Below are 18,337 nucleotides of genomic sequence, written 5' to 3'. Positions count from 1 at the left end.
GTAGCCCTTTGACGCTCGAGCCGCGAGCCCCTTCGAATTTGCTTCTTCTCTGCAATCTTAGCGGGCGCAGCCTGGAGAGGCGCTATCGCCCGCCCGGCGTGATCCGGCATGCATGCACGCTCGACAGTCGCCCATCTATTCATAATACCATCCATGCTTCCCCGGCGCGCGATGGATTTTCACGCCTGGAGGCGGACGGGATTTGCTGCGTTCGGAGCGATCGGACGGCGACGGCCTCTGGCTCGCCTGCTGCGTCATGGCTGGGTTCTGCATGCAGGAGCCGCCGACGCCGCTGATGGCGGCCTGGCATTGTTGCGGAGTGGTGTAGCTGCACTGCCGGCCGATGCTGCTGCCCAACGCACACCATGGATAGTCAACGGCATGAACCGGCGTCACGCCTGACAAAGCAAGGCTGGCGAAGACGAGGCAAGCGCCTTTGAGACCTGTCGTTCGCATACGTCGGACCTCTGTCAACAAAATCCGGCGATCACGCGCGCGGCAGGAAGCGCTCGCGCGATACTTGCAGGATCAGGCGGCCTGCTGCCGCTGCACGTTAAACCCGAAAGTCTTCTGGCCATTCGCATTGCCCGAGTCGCCCTGAACTTTGTAGTCCAGCCTGAACTCGGCGAACGACAGTTCGACATTCTCCTCGAGAGTCTGGCTCTCGCCCGCACCAGTCCATTCCACCTTTGCAATCATGACATCCGTCAGCTCAACGACGAGATACTCGAACTTATTCTCACCATCGTTCTTACGACACGTGATCTTTGCGTTCTTGATGTGCTTGCCGGTCACCAAATTCTGGTACAGCGTAACGGATGACTTGTCGCATGCCTTCTTTAGGGTGATTTCATGCACGTGAACCTTGGTCGACTGACCGCCCTGATTGAGATCCCAGCGGACCGGATTGGTGGTATTCCATGTCCAGGTCTGCAGTTCGATTTCATTCTGATGGGCGTGGTCCAAGGATTCACCTTCAACGCCATCGAGCTTCAAGAACATTTCGGCCATTTCAATTTCCCTCTCAGATAGATGGTTCGATCGCCTCCCCCGCGATTGCCTGATCGGGTCAGGGGGTCCATGGATTGGTCGCGGCCTGGCGAGAGCTGGTTCGGTGCGATACGGACTATTTTGCGACGGGCAATCGCGACACCAGCCGCAGACCAATGTCCATGCCTTCCAACTGGAAGTGTGGGCGTAGGTCGAATGTTGCGGCGTAATAGCCCGGATTTTCCTCGTTCTCGACGATCCTGATTGCGGCGCCCGCCAGCGGACGGCGGCACTTCGTGGCCTCTGTCGAATTGATAGGATCGCCATCGACATATTCGCTGATCCAGTTGGTCAGCCATTTTTGCAACTGCTCCTTTTCGTAATAGGAGCCAACCTTGTCGCGCACGATGCATTTGAGATAGTGGGCAAATCGGCAAACCGCGAACATGTAGGGTAGCCGCGAAGACAGATTGCTGGATGCGGTTGCGGCCGGATTGTTCTGATAGGCCTTCGGCTTGAACAGCGACTGTGCGCCGATGAATGCCGCGCGGTCGGTGTTCTTGCGATGAATCAGCGGGATCAACCCGGCTTTTGCCAGTTCGGCCTCGCGGCGATCGGTAATCGCGATCTCGGTCGGACACTTCAGGTCAACGCCGCCGTCGTCGGTCGGGAAGGTGTGCGTCGGCAAGTCCTCGACCTCGCCGCCGGACTGCACGCCACGGATACGGGCGCACCAGCCATATTCCTTGAAGGCACGGTTTATGTTCGCCGCCATCGCATAGGCGGCGTTCATCCAGGCATATTTCTCGCCCCGGTGCCCGTCGGTGTCTTCCTCGAAAGCAAATTCGGCCACTGGCTCTGACTTGGCGCCATAAGGCAGGCGCGCCAGCACACGCGGCATGCACAGGCCGACATACCGGGCGTCTTCGGAATCGCGGAGCGATTTCCATGCAGCGTACTCAGGCGTGTCGAACAGCTTGCTCAGATCGCGTGGATTCATCAACTCGTTCCACGAATCCATGCCCATCAGCGTCGAATCCGCCGCCGCGAAGAACGGCGCATGCGCTGCGCTGGCGATACGGCTCATATCGCGCAGCAGTTGAACGTCCGTCGGCAGATGGCTGAACGCGTAGTCGCCGATCAGGCAGCCATAGGGTTGGCCGCCGAGCTGGCCGAACTCTTCTTCATAGACCTTCTTGAACAGCGCGCTCTGGTCCCACGCCGCATTGGGATATTGCCGCAGATGCCGGTAGAGCTCGCTCTTAGAGACGTCCATCACGCGGATCTTGAGCATCGCGTCGGTTTCAGACTGGAAAACCAGATAGGCCAAACCCCGCCAGGCGCCTTCGATCTGCTGGAATTCAGTTGCATGAAGTATTTCATTGATCTGTGCGGAGAGCTTTTTGTCGAGCTGAGCGATCATTTCCTCGATCGTGTCGAGAACGTCTTCCTTGATAACGCTGCTATCGACCAGCGCCTGAGACACAAGGGTTTGGACAGCGTTTTCAACCTCGGTCGCGGCACGCTCGGTACGCGGCTTGAAGCTTTGCTTCAGCAGCACCGAAAATTCATCGACTTCGCGTGTCTGGAGCGAAATATCTTCGGTGGAGCGGGACGTTTCAGTCGCCATCACGATGGTCTCCGACTTTGAGCAATCTCAAGATTTCACTTCGTCGTCGCTGGGCGCGGCACGGTTCTTCAGAGCCAACATGAGCTGGGGGTCGGCCAGCAGTTTGCGGAGGGATTCCTCCGCCGCCGCCTTGCCGTCCATGTAACGCAGCAGGTTTGAAAGATGCGTGCGCGCTTCGAGCAGCTTGGCCAGAGCCGGCACCTGCCGGGCAAGCGCCGCCGGCTCGAAATCCGCCATCTTATTGAATTGGAGATTGACACCTAGTTTCTCTTTTGAATTTTCCGTCAGCTTGTTGTCGACGCGGAAACTCACACCGGGTTGGATCGCTGCCATGCGGTTGTCTATATTGTCCATGTCGATATCGAGGAATTTTCGTTGGTCGATATCGGCCTTCTCGGCGCCGGGATTGTTACCGGAGAGGTCAGACATCACGCCCATTACGAAGGGCAGCTCGATCTTCTCTTCGGCGTTGCCCGGATCCTCGTAGGTGATGTGGACGCGCGGTGGGCGGTTTCGCTTGATGAACTTCTGACCGCTCTGCTTCGCCATTGCCACTCTCCCGAACCGCGCGGCATCTCTGCCAGTGATGACGATACTCTTGCGGAGCGCATCACTTGCTGGTCTCAAGGTGGACTGCAGGGGCAGTCGGCTTGGGGCTAGAGGTATGAGCGTCCCATCGTGTGTCGCGAGACGCACCAGATAGGTTCAAGCGGCCCCGCACGATTTCCAGTGGCTTGTTTCCGTGGCCGTCACTTCTCCAGGTTGAACGACCTGATCCTGACATTTACCGGTTGGCCGGTGCGGACACCTTCGGTCAGTGCAGCCGGGAACACACGATCGGCAGGCCCGACCTCGGTGGTGGCAGAGGACGCCGGCTGCAGCGCCGCCAGCGTACTCGCCGTCGTCACCGCCATTACGAGCTGGAGTTTCGGCGGCCCGGCATCTGCGCGTCGCAGGTTGAGCGTGAAAGTGCGCGTATCGCCACTTCCGCGCAGCAGCGACGTCAGGGACTGCACGATTCCTTCATGATCGATCATCAGCAAGTCGATGTTCCCGCTTCCGAAGCCAGAGACGGAACCGGTAACGTAACCGCTGCTCTTCAAGTTGCCGGCGCTGATGTCGAGATTGGGCGGCGTGCCGCGTTGATTGCGCAGCCGTGCCGTAAAATTGAGGGCAGCGCATTGCGGAGCTGCCACGGCATGGAATCCCACTGTCGCCTCGAATCTGTGGATCCGCTTGAAATCGTAATCAAGCACCGAGAACGGGGCGGCCGACGCGCCGTACCCTTCGAGCATCGTATTGCCGTCGGCAACCGCGACCGGCGCCACGAAGAAACACTCGCCGCCGTCGTAGGAATTCACATATTGTCTGATCCGATCAGTCGGATCGCTGGAGGGCCGGTCCGGCGCTGCGAGCTGCGGATCGGCAGGCTTTGCCGATACAGCCGGCTGGCTCGCCAATTCCGCGCGTTGCCGTGCCTGATTGTCGGCGGCAACGCGACGCGCCTCCTCGGCGAGCCGTGCATCGGAACCGTTATCCGGATTGAGTACCGGCGCAGGCGACGCGACCTCGGCCGGCGCATCACCAAAGGGCTCATAGGATAGGTAATAGCCCAAGGCCGCCCCCCCGATCGCGACAAGGCCGGCCGCTGCAGCAACCATCCGCAATTGCCGCCGTTTGGATTCGCCGCCGCGCCGCAGCCGGTTTTGCACCTGCGACATGATCCTGTCTGCCGCGGCCGTCGGCCGCCATGCGGCAACGGCAGCCATTGACTCCGGCCGATCGTTCGGATCCGGCTGCAGCATCTGCGCGATAAGCGGGCTGAAGCGAGCATCGATCGGCGTCAGGTCGGGCACCACGCGACGCTTCTCGATCACGTCGAGCTGGCTGCCACCCATATCGAGGGGCTTGCCATTCAGGCATTCGAACAGCAGCAGACCAAGGCTGTAGATGTCCGACTTGGCGGTCACTTCACCACCGAATAGCCCGAGCTGCTCGGGCGAGACGTAGTTGTACTTGCCTGCAAAGCCCGAACCGATGATCGTACTGCTGTCCGGGCGGGTCGATCGTGCGATTCCGAAATCAATGATCTTGGCGCGACTGATGTCATCATCGGCGATCAGAATATTGTCGGGCGACAGGTCGCGATGGATTATGCCATGCCGATGCGCCGCATCGAGCCCGCTGGCGAGCCGCTCTTGCAGAAGGCAGACGTCCTTGAACGACAGCGCGCCGGATTTTATCACTTCCGACAGCGGACGGCCATCGACGAACTCCATCGCGAGATAATGCCGTCCGATCCCGGGATCCAGCGAGAAGATATAATAGCGAACGATCGCATCGTGATGAATGTAGTGAAGCGCCGATGCTTCCTTGCGGAACAGCGCCAGCGCCATGGCATTGTCAGCGAGGTCGGTACGCATCACCTTGATTGCCACCACGTCGCCGGTCTCGATGGCGCGTCCACGATAGATCTCGCCCATGCCGCCGGAGGCGATATGCGCCTCGACTTCGAATACGCCATTGAGTTGCGTGCCCGCCGGCAGCCGCGCCATCAGGGCTGGTGCGTACATGTCACTCACCCCCAGATCCCCAGACCTTGCTGCGCGCGGACTGCGGCGCATTGGCCGCGGTCGGACCAAAGCGGGTTACCACCACTGTGACGTTGTCGGTCGCGCCGCGCAATAATGTCAGCTCAATCAGATGGTCGCAGGCGGCCTGCGGCGCGTGCAACTGGGCTAACGCAAGCATCTCATGATCCGCGACGTGATTGGTGAGACCATCGCTGCAGATCAGAAAAACATCGCCCGATGCCAGCGTGCCGTTCGTCATCTCCAGTTCCGGCTGTTCGTAGGTGCCGATCGCGCGGGTGATAACGTTCCGCCGCGGCCATGACTTTGCTTCGTCCGCTGTCAGCTTCCCCTCGTTCATCAATTCTTGCACTTCGGTGTGATCGACCGAAAGTTGTTCGATACCACCGGCTTGGACCCGGTAGATCCGGCTATCGCCCGACCAGACGCAGGCGAACACGCTGTCGAATGCGAGCAGGACGGCGACCGTGGTCCCAACCAGATCGCCGCCGCGTGCATCGGCCAACATCCTGAGCTTGCTGTTGGCCGCGACCAGCCGCTCCTCGCAATCGGCGAGCAACTGCGCGGCGGTAGCCGGCGCAGTGATACGCTCCAATTCCTCGACGACAATATGACTGGCGAGATCGCCCGCCGCATGGCCGCCCATGCCGTCGGCCACGGCCCAGACACCCGACCGCGTCGAGATCAGGTAACTGTCCTCGTTCTGCTTGCGAACCCGGCCGACATGAGTCGCGGCCCCCGATTCAAATCTGGATAATGAATCATTCGACATCGTCATCCTGCCACTGGATCGTACTGAGGATGTTTGCCAGTCAACATGCTAGGGAACAGATAAGGGTCGGGCATACGCCGCCGGCACAATGCCATAGGCGCGAAGCCTTCGCCGCCGAGCGTCCACCAGAATGTGGCGCTGCCGTAAATACTTTCATGGTCGCCCTTGCGAAGCGCTTCGAAAATCGCGGCGAAGTCCGGCTCGCCTGTCCGCGAATCGCCATCCCCGATGAAGTCGCCCGAAGTCTCGTCCTGCGCGATCTGCATCGGAGCCGGTAGGTCGGCGAGATCCGCCATGACGGCATCGAATGTGCGGTCGTGATCGAGCGCCGACATCAGCAGCGCTTCTGCCGCGGTGAACCACGCTTCCTGCGCATCGCTTTCCGGCGGAGCGATGCCGAAGCCGGGATCGGCACAGGCTATGAGCGTGAGTGGGAAATAGCGCCCGACGCCATCGAGCGACGGCATGAAGGCGCCAATCACATCGACACCGCAGAGATCGCTGCCGAGCCAAAAGCGCCAGATCGGCGCGGTCAGAAACGCGGCTTGCCACCGGTCTCCCAGAGTTACGCGGGACGCCGAGACGCTTCCCTGCAGCCAAGGCTCCCAGACGGCGAGAAATTCACGCGGCACGCCGGCGGCGATGAAGTCCCGCTTCGTCGGCAGCTTGCCGTACAGACTGCACTGCATCAGACCCTCACAGCGACGTTGGGCACTTGAATTCGGCCAGAGCAGGGAGTTGGAGCGGATTGAAGACGGTGCCGGTGCCGATCTGGAACGGCACTTCGCGGCCGCCGACGATCCAGCTTGCGGTGATGCCGTTGGCTTTCGGCGTCTTCGACGCCTTGTCGAGCAGACGGAAGAATGCCCACTGCCCGGTGCCGCCCGGAATCTCCGACGGCTGGGCGCCGGGCAATGGCGGATCCTGCACCAGCGATACGGCAGTTCTGCCGCCGGCACCGGGCCACTGCACCGCCACCGGCGGCGGATTGGGCTGACTGGATGAGGCGACCGCGATACCGTTGACTTCAAGCTTGGCAACGAGGCCCATATCCGGCAGCACCGGCGGCGTCACGTTGAGGCTGACCATCGGCACATTGCCGTTGGTAGGGAAGAACGCATCCTTGATCCGCGCAGCGCGCTGGAACTGGCGGATCGCTTCCACCGACATCAGCTTGGCGACTGGATTATCCTGCCGCCACTTCCAGTCGCGCTGTGACGTATCCGCATAGGCTTCGAGATATTTCTTGAAGAACGTATCGAAATATCCGTTGCCGCCGAACAGCCGGCCGAAATCCGCCAGACCGATCTCACTGCGTGCAGCCCTGTCCATCGGGTAACGACCCGCTGCCAAGCCCTGACACGGGCCAAAGATCGACTTCTGGAACTCGTCTCGGATCTGCCGGTAGGTGTCGTCCGCTACGGTGTTCTCGAACGCGTTGGCCGCCTGTAGCAGCATCGTGTTGAAGGGCGGCGGCATCCGCAATGCGTCGGTCTTGAACTGCGCGATCTGGGCGCGGATAGCGCCGGTGGTCTGCTGCTCCTGCGAGCTGTTCATCGCCACGGTCTGCAGCGTGGTGTTGATCTGCGTGAGATCGCCGATAATGGTGTCGATCTGGCGACGTCCCCCCTCGCCTTCGACAACTTGGTGATAGGGCTTGAACTCCGCCTCGATGGTCGCGCCGGGTACGCCCGACCCAGCCTGCATGCCGAGGAGTGCGGGCGCCGGCGCCTTTGCATCGCCAGCCTTGTCCGTGGCCGCCTTTGTGTCCTTGCGCTCACGCGTCAGTGCGGTCTCGTCGCGAATCGATTCCAGCAGCAAACGGATCGGCGATGTCGATGCTGCAGCTGCATTGAGCGCGTCGTAGCGCGGTTTCCCGACATTGAGCGGACGCATCCGCAATTTCTCGAGGCTCTGCTTCCACGCGGCAGAGAACTCCTTGCCGTACAGCGCCAGCAGATCCACGGTCAGGCGATCGAACTGTGAGGTGATCGCGACGATCTTGCCGGCATCGCCGAGCACCCAGTTGTCGCGCTGCAACTGATCGACGATGGTCGGCAGCTTGTCGATGAAAGCGCGTTGGAAGCCGGCATAGGTGAAGAAGCCGGGCACCAGAATACCCTCGACATTGTCGCCATTGGCCGATTCAAAGACCGTCGCAAAATCCGGGCCGCCGTGACGGGCCGCGATCCAGTCCGGAGCAATCGCCTGTCGCGCCTGCGACTTGAGCAATTGATAGGCGCGGTCGGCGATATTCAATCGCGCCAGAATGCGACGGCATTCTTCCACCAGCGCCCAGTTGGGCTCGACGAGCGGCGCTTCGCCATCTTCGAGATCGAACATCGAAACCAGCTCGCCTTCGAGTGCTTTGCGTCCTTCGGCATTGGAAGCGCCCTGATACAGGTTCTCGCTCCAGTCATTGCGCATCCAGCTGACCACCAGTTCGCGGTCGGCGCGCTCGACGCCGGCGACCATGAGATAGACCTTCAGCGCTTCGTAGGTGAAGCCGGGATTGGCCTTGTTCGCGTCGAGCACCTCTTCGAGCCGGAACATCAGCCGCGGGCGGAACAGTCGCTCCAGCCCTACGTGATAGATTTGCACAGCCGAGGCCTGCAACCGCTCGCGTTGACTCAGACCGAGCGTGGCCATTATCGGCGTCGGCGTATCATGCGTGGAGAAGCCCGCGGGCAGCGTCCGCAGCTTGTGGAGCAGCGGCATCACGCGGTGAAAGTCGCGATCGCCAATCGTCTTCTCAGTGGCGAACGGGCCGGCCTGCTGGGCATACTGCACCACCGCCGTCTGTGCGCTCGCAATCAGATCGCGGTTACGCCGGTAACTCTCCCACCAGCCACCTGCCGCTGCAATCGTGACCAGCGCGATAGCGCCATAGACCAACGTCTTCATGATCCGCATGCGCCGTACGGCGGCGCGATCGGTCGAAACCCAGGCGGCTTCCCCGATGATGACCCTGAGAATCAGGTCGGCCAGGAAGTAGCTTTTGCCACGTCCGGAATAGGCCTGCGCGCCAACCTGTTCGGCCCCGAAACTCTTGGCCAACGCGCCGATCAGCCGGTCGAATGGCGTGCCCTGCTGGGTGCCGGACGTGAAATAGAAACCACGCAGCGTCGCGTTGGCATGGTAGCGCGTCGGCTCAAAGATCTGGTTCAGGAAATCGAACACCTGCCGCTTGAGACCCGCCACCTGCGGCGGGAAGCCATACAACAGCACGCGGCTGCTCGGGATCGGTTCGTCCTGCAATCGGTCTGTCAGATCGTAATTGAGGCGCTCGACCAGCGCGTCGAACTCCGCGGGCACCTCGCCAACGAGGTTGCGCGTCTTGTCGTCGGTCTGGAACGTGGCGCCCCAGACCTGACGCCGACCCTGATCGTTGAGGCCGGCGAAATATTCCATGAAGCCGGCGACCAGGTCGGACTTGGTGAACACGGCATAGACGGGGAAATCGACCTTCAACCGATCATGCAGTTCCAGCAAGCGACTACGGATGGCATCGGCGTGCGCCGCGATCTCCGCAGGCGGCAGCGTCATCAGGTCTTCCAGGCTGACAGCCACCATGACGCCGTTGATCGGCTGGCGCGGGCGGTTCTTCTTCAGCAGATCGAGAAATCCGATCCAGCTCTGCTTGTCGGCCTTGGCGTTGGAATCCTGCGTGGTGTAGCGGCCGGCTGTGTCGATCAGCACCGCATCCTCGGTGAACCACCAGTCGCAATAGCGTGTGCCGCCGACGCCGGCGATGGCTGCGGGCGTTGCGCCCCCGGACAGCGGAAACTTCAGGCCCGAATTCACCAGCGCCGTGGTCTTGCCGGATCCGGGCGGCCCGATCAGCACATACCATGGCAGCTCATAAAGGTAATCGCGCTTGCCACCGCTCGCCGTCCTCAGCGTGGCCAGCGCGTCCTTCATCTTGTCCTTGAGGACCGGCGTATCGTCCTCCGGCTGATCCGCAGCCGCCATGCCTTCCGCAATCCTGGCCGTTGCCTTCTTTTTCCGACGCCATTGCAGGGTCATCACAGCTGCAACGAGTGCGGTGACGACCACGATAGCGATCTGGCGCCCGATATAGGTCTCAAGCGGGCGATGACCGCCAATCGAGATCAGCGGCCCGACCAGATAGATGAGCGCGGCGATCGACCCGAGGCCGACACCGAACAGCACGATGCGGAAGATTTCCTTGCCCGAGACGTTGATCATCCCACCGGCCCTCGAAACTCAGCTTGCTGCGGTCGCACTATCTGTTGCATGTGCGTTCACTCACCGGGCCGCTGTCCGTGCGTTCGATCACCACTTCGACGCGGCGGTTTCTGGCGCGTCCATCCGGCGTCCTGTTGTCGGCGATGGGCGCCGTCTCGCCCTTGCCGTCGGTCTGGAGGCGGTCGGCATTGGCCAGCGCCGGCCTCAACACCGCAGCGACGCTTTTGGCTCGCTCGACGGAAAGCTGGAAATTCGAGGGGAAGCGGACGTTACTGCTGCTGATCGGCGTATTGTCCGTGTGGCCGACGATCTTGATGTAGCCGGTCTCCTTGTCGAGCGTCTCCGCGACGCGCGCACCGATCGGCTTGAACTGATCGACCACCGTAGCCGAGCCGGAATCGAACAGCAGGATGTTCGCGATGCGGATCGCGATCTGGTTTGCGGTTTGCTCCACAGCAATCTTGTCGGAGCTGACTTCGGGCGCGAGCGCCGTACAAATACGCCGCATCTGGGTGATCTTGTCCGGCTCGGCGGGCGGAATGACAGGCGGCAGCTCGACGGTCGCAGCCTTGCGCTCCAGCGAAAGCTTGTCACGCCCGAGCAGCGAGGCCATGTCGTTGGCTGCGACATCGACCGTGCCGCTCAGCCAATAGAGCAACACGAAATAGATTCCGAACAGCGCAAGGCCGAGGATACCGGTAACGCCCCACCAAGGCAGCATGGCACGCCGCGCCCGCATCCCGAGATTCTGCCCTCGCCAACGCGGCGACAATTCGCGATAGGCTTTCGGCCGCACCCGCCGCAGGGTCTCATAGAGATCGCGCTGGACCTGCTGCAGCGTTGCAACACCGCCCGCCGAGGTGCGATGCACCCCTTGGAAGCCAAGCGCGAGGCAGGTGTGCTGCAGCTCAAGCACATCGTAATTCAGCAGCGGGTCCTGCTTCAGGCGATTGAGTTCGTCGAAGAAGCGCACGCCGCCGGTTCGCTCACCGAAGAAACGACTGAGCATGCTGTATTGCGTCCAGACATGGCGATCGTCGGTTGGGATGTTCTGAACGATATCGTCGGCCGTGGCGCAGATGATATATTTCGCCGTGTTGGCCTGTGCGTCCGTGATGCCGGCGGAGCGAATGTCCTTTTCGAAGAACTTGATCGCGTCTGCGACCAGTTCCATCAGATTTGCAAACGAGGCGCGTGCGAGTGCGACGCGCAAGCGTCCCAGCAGCAATAGCAGCGGTCCGGCCGAGCGCAGGATCGGATTTTCGTTGGGTGCAACGAGGTCATCGACGGAGATCTCCGGCGCGCCTGCCTGCGCCGTAGGCTGAGGCGCCTGGTCATGACTGACGATCCATTCGTCCTGATTGGCATTGCCGGGTGTCGATGGCGGCGCATAGGGCGTCGATGGCGGCGCGGCTGGTTGCGGCGCCAGGCGCGACCCGAACGGGTCGATCGGCGTTGGAGACGATCCGCCAGCGGGCTCGACAGGACGCCGCCCGCCAGGGTTCGGACGAATGACCGTCCGTTCTCCTGGGGCGCCAAGTGGCGCCCGCGGTGGCAGCTTGTCGGTCATCGGCGATCTTCCAATACCGCCCAGAGTTCAAGCTCGAGCTCGGGCCAGTCACCCGAGAAATGCATTCCGATCGAACTGGCCACCGAGAATTCTGGCCACAGCGGCGACTTCCGATCGAGAAAGAAATAGACGTGGTCGGTAATGGCGCGAATCTGCGGCGGCGGCGTCGGCAGATGAATGAGCTGCACGCCTGGCAGATGCGTGTGGACGATCTCGTTCATCTTGGTGTTGGGGCCAACCTTGAACAGTTGCGGGAACTGGTTCTGGATCTCGCTGAGCGGCCGGCGCGCCGCGACTTCCAGCACCAGTGTCGCATCCCGGAACAGGGTGCGATCACGAATCGTGGAGATGAAAGCATTCTGCGCGCGCTCGATGATCTCCAGGCGGATCGCGCGCCGACCGAGGCGCACGCTGAGGAAGTCCTGCAGGTCACGCATCACCGGCCCGAAAACATTTTCAAGGTCGTCCTGGTTATAAATCGGATAATCGCGCGCCCGACGTTCGGGTGTCGCGAAGGTGGCCAGTTCACCGACTAGCCGCAAAAACTCCTCGAACAGCCGCTCCGGATGCATATAGCCCGAAGAGCGGAAATGCTTCAGAACCGCAATATGCCGATTCAGGAGTTGCAGAACGAAGTAGTCGACACTCTGCAAGCCGCCGCCCGCCGTCGGATCGGCTGCATAGCGCGCCAGCTCTTCGAGCTTGTTGTCGATCCAACCGACGACACGATCGATCCAGCCATTGACCGTGGGATGCGCACTGCAGAGAAGTACGGGCGGCACGAATTTCTCATCAAACACGATCTGGCGATCGCGCACTTCCAGAACGCGCGCGATACCGAGACTGACATAGCCGGGCTTGGCCGTCTTGCGGAGTTCGAGCGTTAGGCGCGGAAACGCGATATCCACTTCCTCTTCAACCCGCAGCGCGGATGTGGAGTCGATGAACGCCTCGGTATCGGTCACATAGCGCGTGGCGCTCTCCGATTCGCGATCGTCTGCCTCGCGCATATTGGGCGACGCCATCGGCAGCGATAGCCAGACCGTCAACTGCGCCGCGCTGTCGGGTACCACGATCGGCACCGGCAGCGGACCGTCGGCAGGAATATCGAACGGCGTTCCGTCGGGCATGACCCCGACTGCGCGGCGCAACGCGAACTTGTTCTGCTGCGCCAGGTCGCGATCGATCTCCAGCACCGTGAAGCCCCACGGATAAGGAGTCGCATAGTGCACGCGGGACTCGAGCAGATGCTCGTGATAGCGGTCATTCTGCTGGAAATGATGCGGCCGGAGAAACAGGCCCTCGGTCCAGGCTACTTTGGTGTACCACGACATCAGGGCGCCACGTCCGTTGGAAGCCATCGCTGCCGGCACCCGGACGGGCCGCGCGTACAACGCTTTGAACTAGTTTGCATTGTCGTCTCGATCGTAATATTCGGCGAAGTAGCGCATATACGCATTCAGCATGCCGTCCTCGTCGCTATGGGTGTGCGCCTGCCAGCGCGCGGCATAGACGTCCCACGCCTTGGCTTTTGCGGAGCCGAGAACGCCCGCCAGCCGGCCGCCAGGGGCCGCCTCCTGCGCGATCACCTCCGGGTCGAACTCCTGCAGCAATCGCTTGAGCGCGTGTTGCATGGCGGAGAACGTCTTGATCTGGTGCGACTTTAGATCATCGAAACTGCGCGTCACCGCGTTGCGGGCGTCGAGATAGCTGCGCGTCGGCGGCCCAAACATGATGCGCATCGCTTCATCGACCGTCGGCGCGAATTTCAGCGGGTTGTTGTCCAGCGCCTGTACCGATGTTTGGTTCGAACTGCGTGCGAACCGTTTGGCCTGCAGCCGTCCTTCGAGCAGCGCGCGTGTGTTCTCGAGCATGAGCCGGATGAGCACTCCGAGCTCCTGCGCACACTCGGCCGGATCGCGCATTGCAAATGCGTCGCTTGAGAGACCCGCGCCCTGCGCGATCAAGCCAAGAACCGTGCGCGCGTTGCCGCCATCGGCGCTCTTGCCGCCGCCGCGGTCGTCCTGCTGCACGTGCGACGTGGTCTGAGACGGCGTGGTGGGCGCGGCCCACGGCCCTTCCGGCTCTCCTGTCACCCATAACGGCCGTCGCGGCGTCGGCGCAGGCGGAGGCTCGCCGACAGGTACCGGCGCGGCTGCCTTCGCCAACCCTTTGGTCCAGGCATCGGCCGGATCGTCGGCCCGCACGCTTTCTCGCGTCAGCGTATCGGCGCGCACAGCCGTCGGATACTGCGCTGACGATGGCAAGTCGATGGCCCAGTCGAGGAAATCCGGCTTCACCGGCTGTAGATCGCGCGCCGCCTTGAGGCGCCGCGGATCGATCGGCGGCGCGACATCACCGACGGGATCCCAAAGATTACTATAAGCTGCCGATGCCCCCACCATCGATGCCTCCGGTGACTGCACCCGCGCAGTCGTCTCGCTGACATTGGCCAGTATGATGTAGTGGCCGATCGAGAAGCGATCGCCATCCCGTAACTTGTGGGGTGCCTTCAGGCGCCGATCGTCGCCGTCGAGGAAGGTGCCGTTGGTCGATACATCGTGCAGCCAGTAAGCGTTGTCGTGCCAGCGGATCTCGCAATGCCGTCCGGAGATGAATCTGCTTGGGTCTGGCAGCGTCCAGTCGAGATGCTGATCGCGCCCGATATCGATGCCGCGCGTTCCGTCAATGGTGATCCCCAATGGACCTCCGTCCGGTAACGTCGTCTCATTCTGTATCTTCAGCGCCAGCACGATAGACACGTTCCCATCACCAGTTCAGCAAATCGCCAACACGCAACCGGATCCCTAGCGGTCTCGCAGACCCATCCTGCCGCCTTGATGGAGCCCGACCACCCGTCCGCCCTGACGAGTGTCGTCATCGGGATCCGCGAGCCTAATCCCTTCAGCTATGCAGGCGCCCTGCCGTTCGGCCTGATCGGCCGTCGCGAGATATCGCGCGCTCAGAAAGATTGCGATGCGCGCAGCGCGCGCCGTCAGATAGACCGGCACCGGCACGGTGTTGTGCGGGTTCGGTCCAAGTGCGCCGCCTGACCATCCTGCGCTCAATGCGAGCCAGGTCAAAGGGTCCGCATCGTCGCTCTGCTGGCCTATGCGGAGCGCGCTCGCGCGATGATCCGTCGTCGGCTCGTGAGCCCATATCTCCGCCGCAGTGAGAGCCGGCGACGCGGCGCGCAGCCCGGCGCCAAGAAATGCTCGAACACTCCCGCAGGCCCACCACACCGCCTCGCGGCGGGGCAACAAGTGGGCACAGAACGCAACGGCCTCGTCGAACTTGCCCTGCGCTGACAGCCTGACGAGATACGGGATCGGCAATTCATTGCCCGGCGCGACCGTTGCTTTGTTCGCCAGCTCGGGGAACGCTTCGAACAGGGACTGGGCAGTGGCGAAACGGAGATGCGGCATGAATGCCTCGGACTGAAGTCTCTGATCCTCTGCTAATTGATCCGTCGCCGTTTGACCGTACACGCGCAGCACCGGGATCAAACCGGAATGACAACGGGCACCATCCCGTTTATCAACACCATACCGTTTAAATTGATCATCGGCGCCGTCAGCGTGATTGTCGCGCCGGCTGTATAATTGCTGATGGTCTGGGACACGTGATTGATGACCGGCGCCTCGACCTGCTTTGCAGCCGGGGTCAATGTTACCGACGTCAGGCCGACCGTATGGGAGATCGTGATCATCGCGTTGGTCTTCTGGCTGCCCATCGGAATCGTCACCTTCTGGTCGCCGAAACTGATCCTGAGCTGATCGTCGCCGTTCTTCAGCGTGGTGTCGCGGGATGGCTTGCCCTTGGGCGGCGTGAACGCCTCACCGATGGTCTGCTTTTGCGCATGGCAGATCGTGATCGTATTGTCGCGCTGCGCATGCAGCCGGATGTCTTCCGCGTTCTTCTTGTCTTCGAAGGCGAACTCGTTGTAGCCGTTACCGCCCTTCGTGGAGTCCGATTTCCAGCCTGCAACGGTTTTGTTGTCCGGAAGATCGTAGGGAACCTTGTTGTCGCCGTTATAGACGCTGCCGACCACAAGCGGCCGATCCGGATCGCCGTCCAGAAACTCGACGACGACTTCCATACCAACGCGCGGGATGAAGATGCCGCCCCACTTCTTGCTGGCCCAGACCTGCGCGATGCGGATCGGACAGGTGAGCTGTGGCTCGCGGTCCCAGAAGAACTTCACCCAGATCCGCCCATGTTCGTCAGTGCTGATCTCCTCGTTCTCCTCGCCCTTCTTGCCGACCACTTTCGCCGTCTGGATGCCGTGGATGCGCGGCTTCGGCGTTATCGGCAGCATGCGGAACGGCCGGTCGCTCGGCTGGAATTCGTATTCGCCATGATAGATCTGTTCCTTCCTGCGCTTCTCGGCACCGGGGGCGGTATCGGCCACCTTCGGGTCAACCGAGCGGTAATGATGCGCAGTGAACACGTGGCGAGCTCGAACGATCAGATATTCTCGGTTCTCCGCCTTGGTCGGATGCTTCTCCACGGTCACGAGACCGCCGGGATGAAGCGAGGCTGCATCGCCCTGGACCACGCGGCGATGATCGGCGGCCTGTTCAGCCTCGAGACGAAACCGGGCAAGCTTCTTGCCCTGCTCTACCTCGGTATAGCCGCCGGGGAAGTCATAGACCTCGAATTTGCTGTGCTGGTAGTTTTCCGACGCCTCCTGCGGCGCGAGGAGATTTTTTGGCGGCTTGAGATAATCGTAGTCGTTGAACTGGATCTTGCCGGTCTGAAAGCGGCGTGCCGATACCCAGCCATTGACGTGCTGTTCGGTCCGCAGCTCTGCCTCCGTCATCGGCAGGAACGGCACTTTCGGCAGATCGGCCACCGCCTTGTGCGACGAATGGGAGTCCGCGAGTACCATCAGGTGTTTCTGGTCGGAATGCTCGAAGAAATAATAGATGCCGTAGAGTTCCATCAGCCGGCAGACAAAAGCGAGATCGGTCTCGCGATACTGCACGCAATAGGGGATCTTCTCGTATTCCCCGTTGGTCCTAAACTCGAAATCGTTAAAGCCGCTCTTGGTGAAGACCTCGCGGATGATGTCGCGGACGTCCTTGTCCAGAAAAATCCGGCAGTCGGCCCTGTGCCCCAGCAACCACAGCCAAGGACGCACCGTCAAGCGATAGAAGAATTGATCCTCGACCTTGCCAATCCAATGGGCCTCAGTGAGGACGCCGCTATAAAAGCGATCCTTTTTGTCATAAACTTTCAGCTTCAGCGAGCAAACCTGCCCAAGAGCCTTGTCGAAGTCGATGTTCTCCTGCTCGCTTAACGCCTCGATGGTGAACTGAAACATCTCGCCAAGAGCTTCGTGGCCCTCCACCCGCGTCAACACCAGCACGTCTTTGCCGAGGGGCGTTTTTAGTTCCGCCACGCGTTCCGACTGGCTGAGATTGGCGGCCATACGATTTCACTTTCCAGCGATCACCAACGAGATTGTCGGCCTGCTCGCATGACGCGGTGGCCGGTCCAGGCGCCATGCGGTGCAACGCTCCGCACATGCCCTCTCTCCGGTATAAGTGTCGCGAAATCGCAGCAGGTTCATCGCGCACTCAAATTGATTGGGTGCGATCACGCAATGCGCGATAGTTCATCTTCAAAAACGCGAAATTCCAACGCTGCAGCGTTAGCGGAGATCGCGCGCGATCCTGAATCCATTGGTGTAGTAGCGCACGTCTTGATCGTAGCGAAATCGCGCGGCCGAGCGGGCGTACGCCGCCTTGGCGGCAAACGAACCGCCGCGGAGCCCGCGCTGCTGACACTGGCCGGTCGACCAGGCGGCCCCGTTGCTCGGCGCACCCTTGTAGGTGTCGTTCCAACAATCCTGCACCCACTCGGCCGCATTGCCGGCCACGTCGAACAGACCGAAGCCGTTCGGCCTGAACGATTGCGCCGGCGTCGACCTGCGCAACGGCGCATCGCCGCAATCCTCGCAATTTGCGGTGCCCTTAACGAGCGCCCGTCCCCACCAGAACGCTGTCTCGGTTCCAGCGCGCGCGGCATATTCCCATTCCGCCTCGCTCGGCAGCCGATACTTTTTCCCGGTCTTCTGCGACAACCAAGCGACGAAGCTTTGCGCATCGTCCCAGCTAACATCTATCACCGGGCGAGTGCCGCGTCCCCAGCCTCGGTCGTCCGGCCGGTATCTGCAGCCGCCGGCCGTGACACAGAGATCCCATTCCTCGAACGTCACTTCGCGCCGGCCAATGGCGAAGTCCTCTGCAATTACCACCCGATGCGAAGGCTTTTCATAAATTGTCTCATCGGAACCCATTTTGAATTCGCCGGCCGGTACCACCACCATCTCGGCGCAATCGGCGCAATCTCGAAAAATCTCGCCGGGCTCGGGCGTTGCGGACGCAGCGGGCGCTGGGATTACAGGCGCCGTGGCAGGTGCCGATGGTCGCTGCGGAGACGACGGCGTCAAACTCGACTGACTCTGAGAGGCGACGGACCAGAAGGCAGCCATGGTACCAGCACAAACACCGACAAGCGTCCGACGCCAATTCATCTTGTCTCTGTCCGCATCAATAGGATTCCAAACA

14 protein-coding genes are annotated in these 18,337 nt (G+C 61.4%); all 14 read right to left on the bottom strand.

Annotated elements, in window-relative coordinates:
• Positions 1–135: 135 nt before the first annotated feature.
• A complete protein-coding gene (locus JWR89_RS19670) occupies positions 136–456 on the bottom strand; it encodes a DUF3551 domain-containing protein (RefSeq protein WP_299719175.1) in 321 nt (106 codons plus the stop codon).
• Positions 457–528: 72 nt separating this feature from the next.
• Positions 529–1,011 (bottom strand): type VI secretion system tube protein Hcp, encoded by a 483-nt coding sequence (locus tag JWR89_RS19665; RefSeq protein WP_299719172.1) that lies wholly within the window; start codon positions 1,009–1,011, stop codon positions 529–531.
• 115 nt (positions 1,012–1,126) lie between these two features.
• Positions 1,127–2,620 (bottom strand): type VI secretion system contractile sheath large subunit, encoded by a 1,494-nt coding sequence (gene tssC / locus JWR89_RS19660; RefSeq protein WP_299719290.1) that lies wholly within the window; start codon positions 2,618–2,620, stop codon positions 1,127–1,129.
• 27 nt (positions 2,621–2,647) lie between these two features.
• Positions 2,648–3,169, bottom strand: a complete 522-nt coding sequence (gene tssB, locus JWR89_RS19655) for a type VI secretion system contractile sheath small subunit (RefSeq protein WP_299719170.1) — start codon at positions 3,167–3,169, stop codon at positions 2,648–2,650.
• A 200-nt stretch (positions 3,170–3,369) separates the two neighbouring features.
• The gene (locus JWR89_RS19650) at positions 3,370–5,175 is read right to left on the bottom strand and encodes a serine/threonine-protein kinase (protein ID WP_299719168.1); all 1,806 of its coding nucleotides are present in this window, start codon (positions 5,173–5,175) and stop codon (positions 3,370–3,372) included.
• Between the two features lie 19 nt (positions 5,176–5,194).
• Positions 5,195–5,983: a protein phosphatase 2C domain-containing protein gene (locus JWR89_RS19645; RefSeq protein WP_299719166.1), complete on the bottom strand. Its 789-nt coding sequence runs from the start codon at positions 5,981–5,983 to the stop codon at positions 5,195–5,197.
• Positions 5,984–5,985: 2 nt separating this feature from the next.
• Positions 5,986–6,672 carry a type VI secretion system-associated protein TagF gene (tagF, locus tag JWR89_RS19640; RefSeq protein WP_299719164.1) on the bottom strand — a complete coding sequence of 229 codons (687 nt, stop codon included), beginning with the start codon at positions 6,670–6,672 and terminating at the stop codon, positions 5,986–5,988.
• Between the two features lie 7 nt (positions 6,673–6,679).
• Positions 6,680–10,192: a type VI secretion system membrane subunit TssM gene (tssM, locus tag JWR89_RS19635; RefSeq protein WP_299719162.1), complete on the bottom strand. Its 3,513-nt coding sequence runs from the start codon at positions 10,190–10,192 to the stop codon at positions 6,680–6,682.
• Between the two features lie 37 nt (positions 10,193–10,229).
• Positions 10,230–11,762 (bottom strand): type VI secretion system protein TssL, long form, encoded by a 1,533-nt coding sequence (gene tssL / locus JWR89_RS19630; RefSeq protein WP_299719160.1) that lies wholly within the window; start codon positions 11,760–11,762, stop codon positions 10,230–10,232.
• Positions 11,759–13,096 carry a type VI secretion system baseplate subunit TssK gene (gene tssK, locus JWR89_RS19625; RefSeq protein ID WP_299719287.1) on the bottom strand — a complete coding sequence of 446 codons (1,338 nt, stop codon included), beginning with the start codon at positions 13,094–13,096 and terminating at the stop codon, positions 11,759–11,761. Before tssK ends, tssL begins: the two co-directional genes overlap by 4 nt.
• A 69-nt stretch (positions 13,097–13,165) precedes the next feature.
• Positions 13,166–14,524, bottom strand: a complete 1,359-nt coding sequence (gene tagH, locus JWR89_RS19620; RefSeq protein WP_299719157.1) for a type VI secretion system-associated FHA domain protein TagH — start codon at positions 14,522–14,524, stop codon at positions 13,166–13,168.
• A gap of 45 nt (positions 14,525–14,569) precedes the next feature.
• Positions 14,570–15,187 (bottom strand): hypothetical protein, encoded by a 618-nt coding sequence (locus tag JWR89_RS19615; RefSeq protein WP_299719155.1) that lies wholly within the window; start codon positions 15,185–15,187, stop codon positions 14,570–14,572.
• 77 nt (positions 15,188–15,264) lie between these two features.
• A complete protein-coding gene (tssI, locus tag JWR89_RS19610; protein ID WP_299719153.1) occupies positions 15,265–17,196 on the bottom strand; it encodes a type VI secretion system tip protein TssI/VgrG in 1,932 nt (643 codons plus the stop codon).
• Between the two features lie 222 nt (positions 17,197–17,418).
• Positions 17,419–18,096, bottom strand: a complete 678-nt coding sequence (locus JWR89_RS19605; RefSeq protein ID WP_299719151.1) for a formylglycine-generating enzyme family protein — start codon at positions 18,094–18,096, stop codon at positions 17,419–17,421.
• Positions 18,097–18,337: the final 241 nt, after the last annotated feature.

The organism is Tardiphaga sp. (genome assembly GCF_028290785.1).
In the GTDB taxonomy this organism is placed as follows: domain Bacteria; phylum Pseudomonadota; class Alphaproteobacteria; order Rhizobiales; family Xanthobacteraceae; genus Tardiphaga.
This window is presented reverse-complemented; position numbering and strand designations above follow the sequence as displayed.

Bases quoted from the DNA above. Each gene is read 5' to 3' on its own strand.
- tssL (WP_299719160.1), bottom strand. From the start codon at position 11,762: ATGACCGACAAGCTGCCACCGCGGGCGCCACTTGGCGCCCCAGGAGAA.
- JWR89_RS19615 (WP_299719155.1), bottom strand. From the start codon at position 15,187: ATGCCGCATCTCCGTTTCGCCACTGCCCAGTCCCTGTTCGAAGCGTTC.
- tssC (WP_299719290.1), bottom strand. From the start codon at position 2,620: ATGGCGACTGAAACGTCCCGCTCCACCGAAGATATTTCGCTCCAGACA.
- tssB (WP_299719170.1), bottom strand. From the start codon at position 3,169: ATGGCGAAGCAGAGCGGTCAGAAGTTCATCAAGCGAAACCGCCCACCG.
- tagF (WP_299719164.1), bottom strand. From the start codon at position 6,672: ATGCAGTGCAGTCTGTACGGCAAGCTGCCGACGAAGCGGGACTTCATC.
- tssI (WP_299719153.1), bottom strand. From the start codon at position 17,196: ATGGCCGCCAATCTCAGCCAGTCGGAACGCGTGGCGGAACTAAAAACG.
- tssM (WP_299719162.1), bottom strand. From the start codon at position 10,192: ATGATCAACGTCTCGGGCAAGGAAATCTTCCGCATCGTGCTGTTCGGT.
- JWR89_RS19645 (WP_299719166.1), bottom strand. From the start codon at position 5,983: ATGTCGAATGATTCATTATCCAGATTTGAATCGGGGGCCGCGACTCAT.
- JWR89_RS19670 (WP_299719175.1), bottom strand. From the start codon at position 456: ATGCGAACGACAGGTCTCAAAGGCGCTTGCCTCGTCTTCGCCAGCCTT.
- JWR89_RS19650 (WP_299719168.1), bottom strand. From the start codon at position 5,175: ATGGCGCGGCTGCCGGCGGGCACGCAACTCAATGGCGTATTCGAAGTC.
- JWR89_RS19665 (WP_299719172.1), bottom strand. From the start codon at position 1,011: ATGGCCGAAATGTTCTTGAAGCTCGATGGCGTTGAAGGTGAATCCTTG.
- tssK (WP_299719287.1), bottom strand. From the start codon at position 13,096: ATGTCGTGGTACACCAAAGTAGCCTGGACCGAGGGCCTGTTTCTCCGG.
- JWR89_RS19605 (WP_299719151.1), bottom strand. From the start codon at position 18,096: ATGGTGGTGGTACCGGCCGGCGAATTCAAAATGGGTTCCGATGAGACA.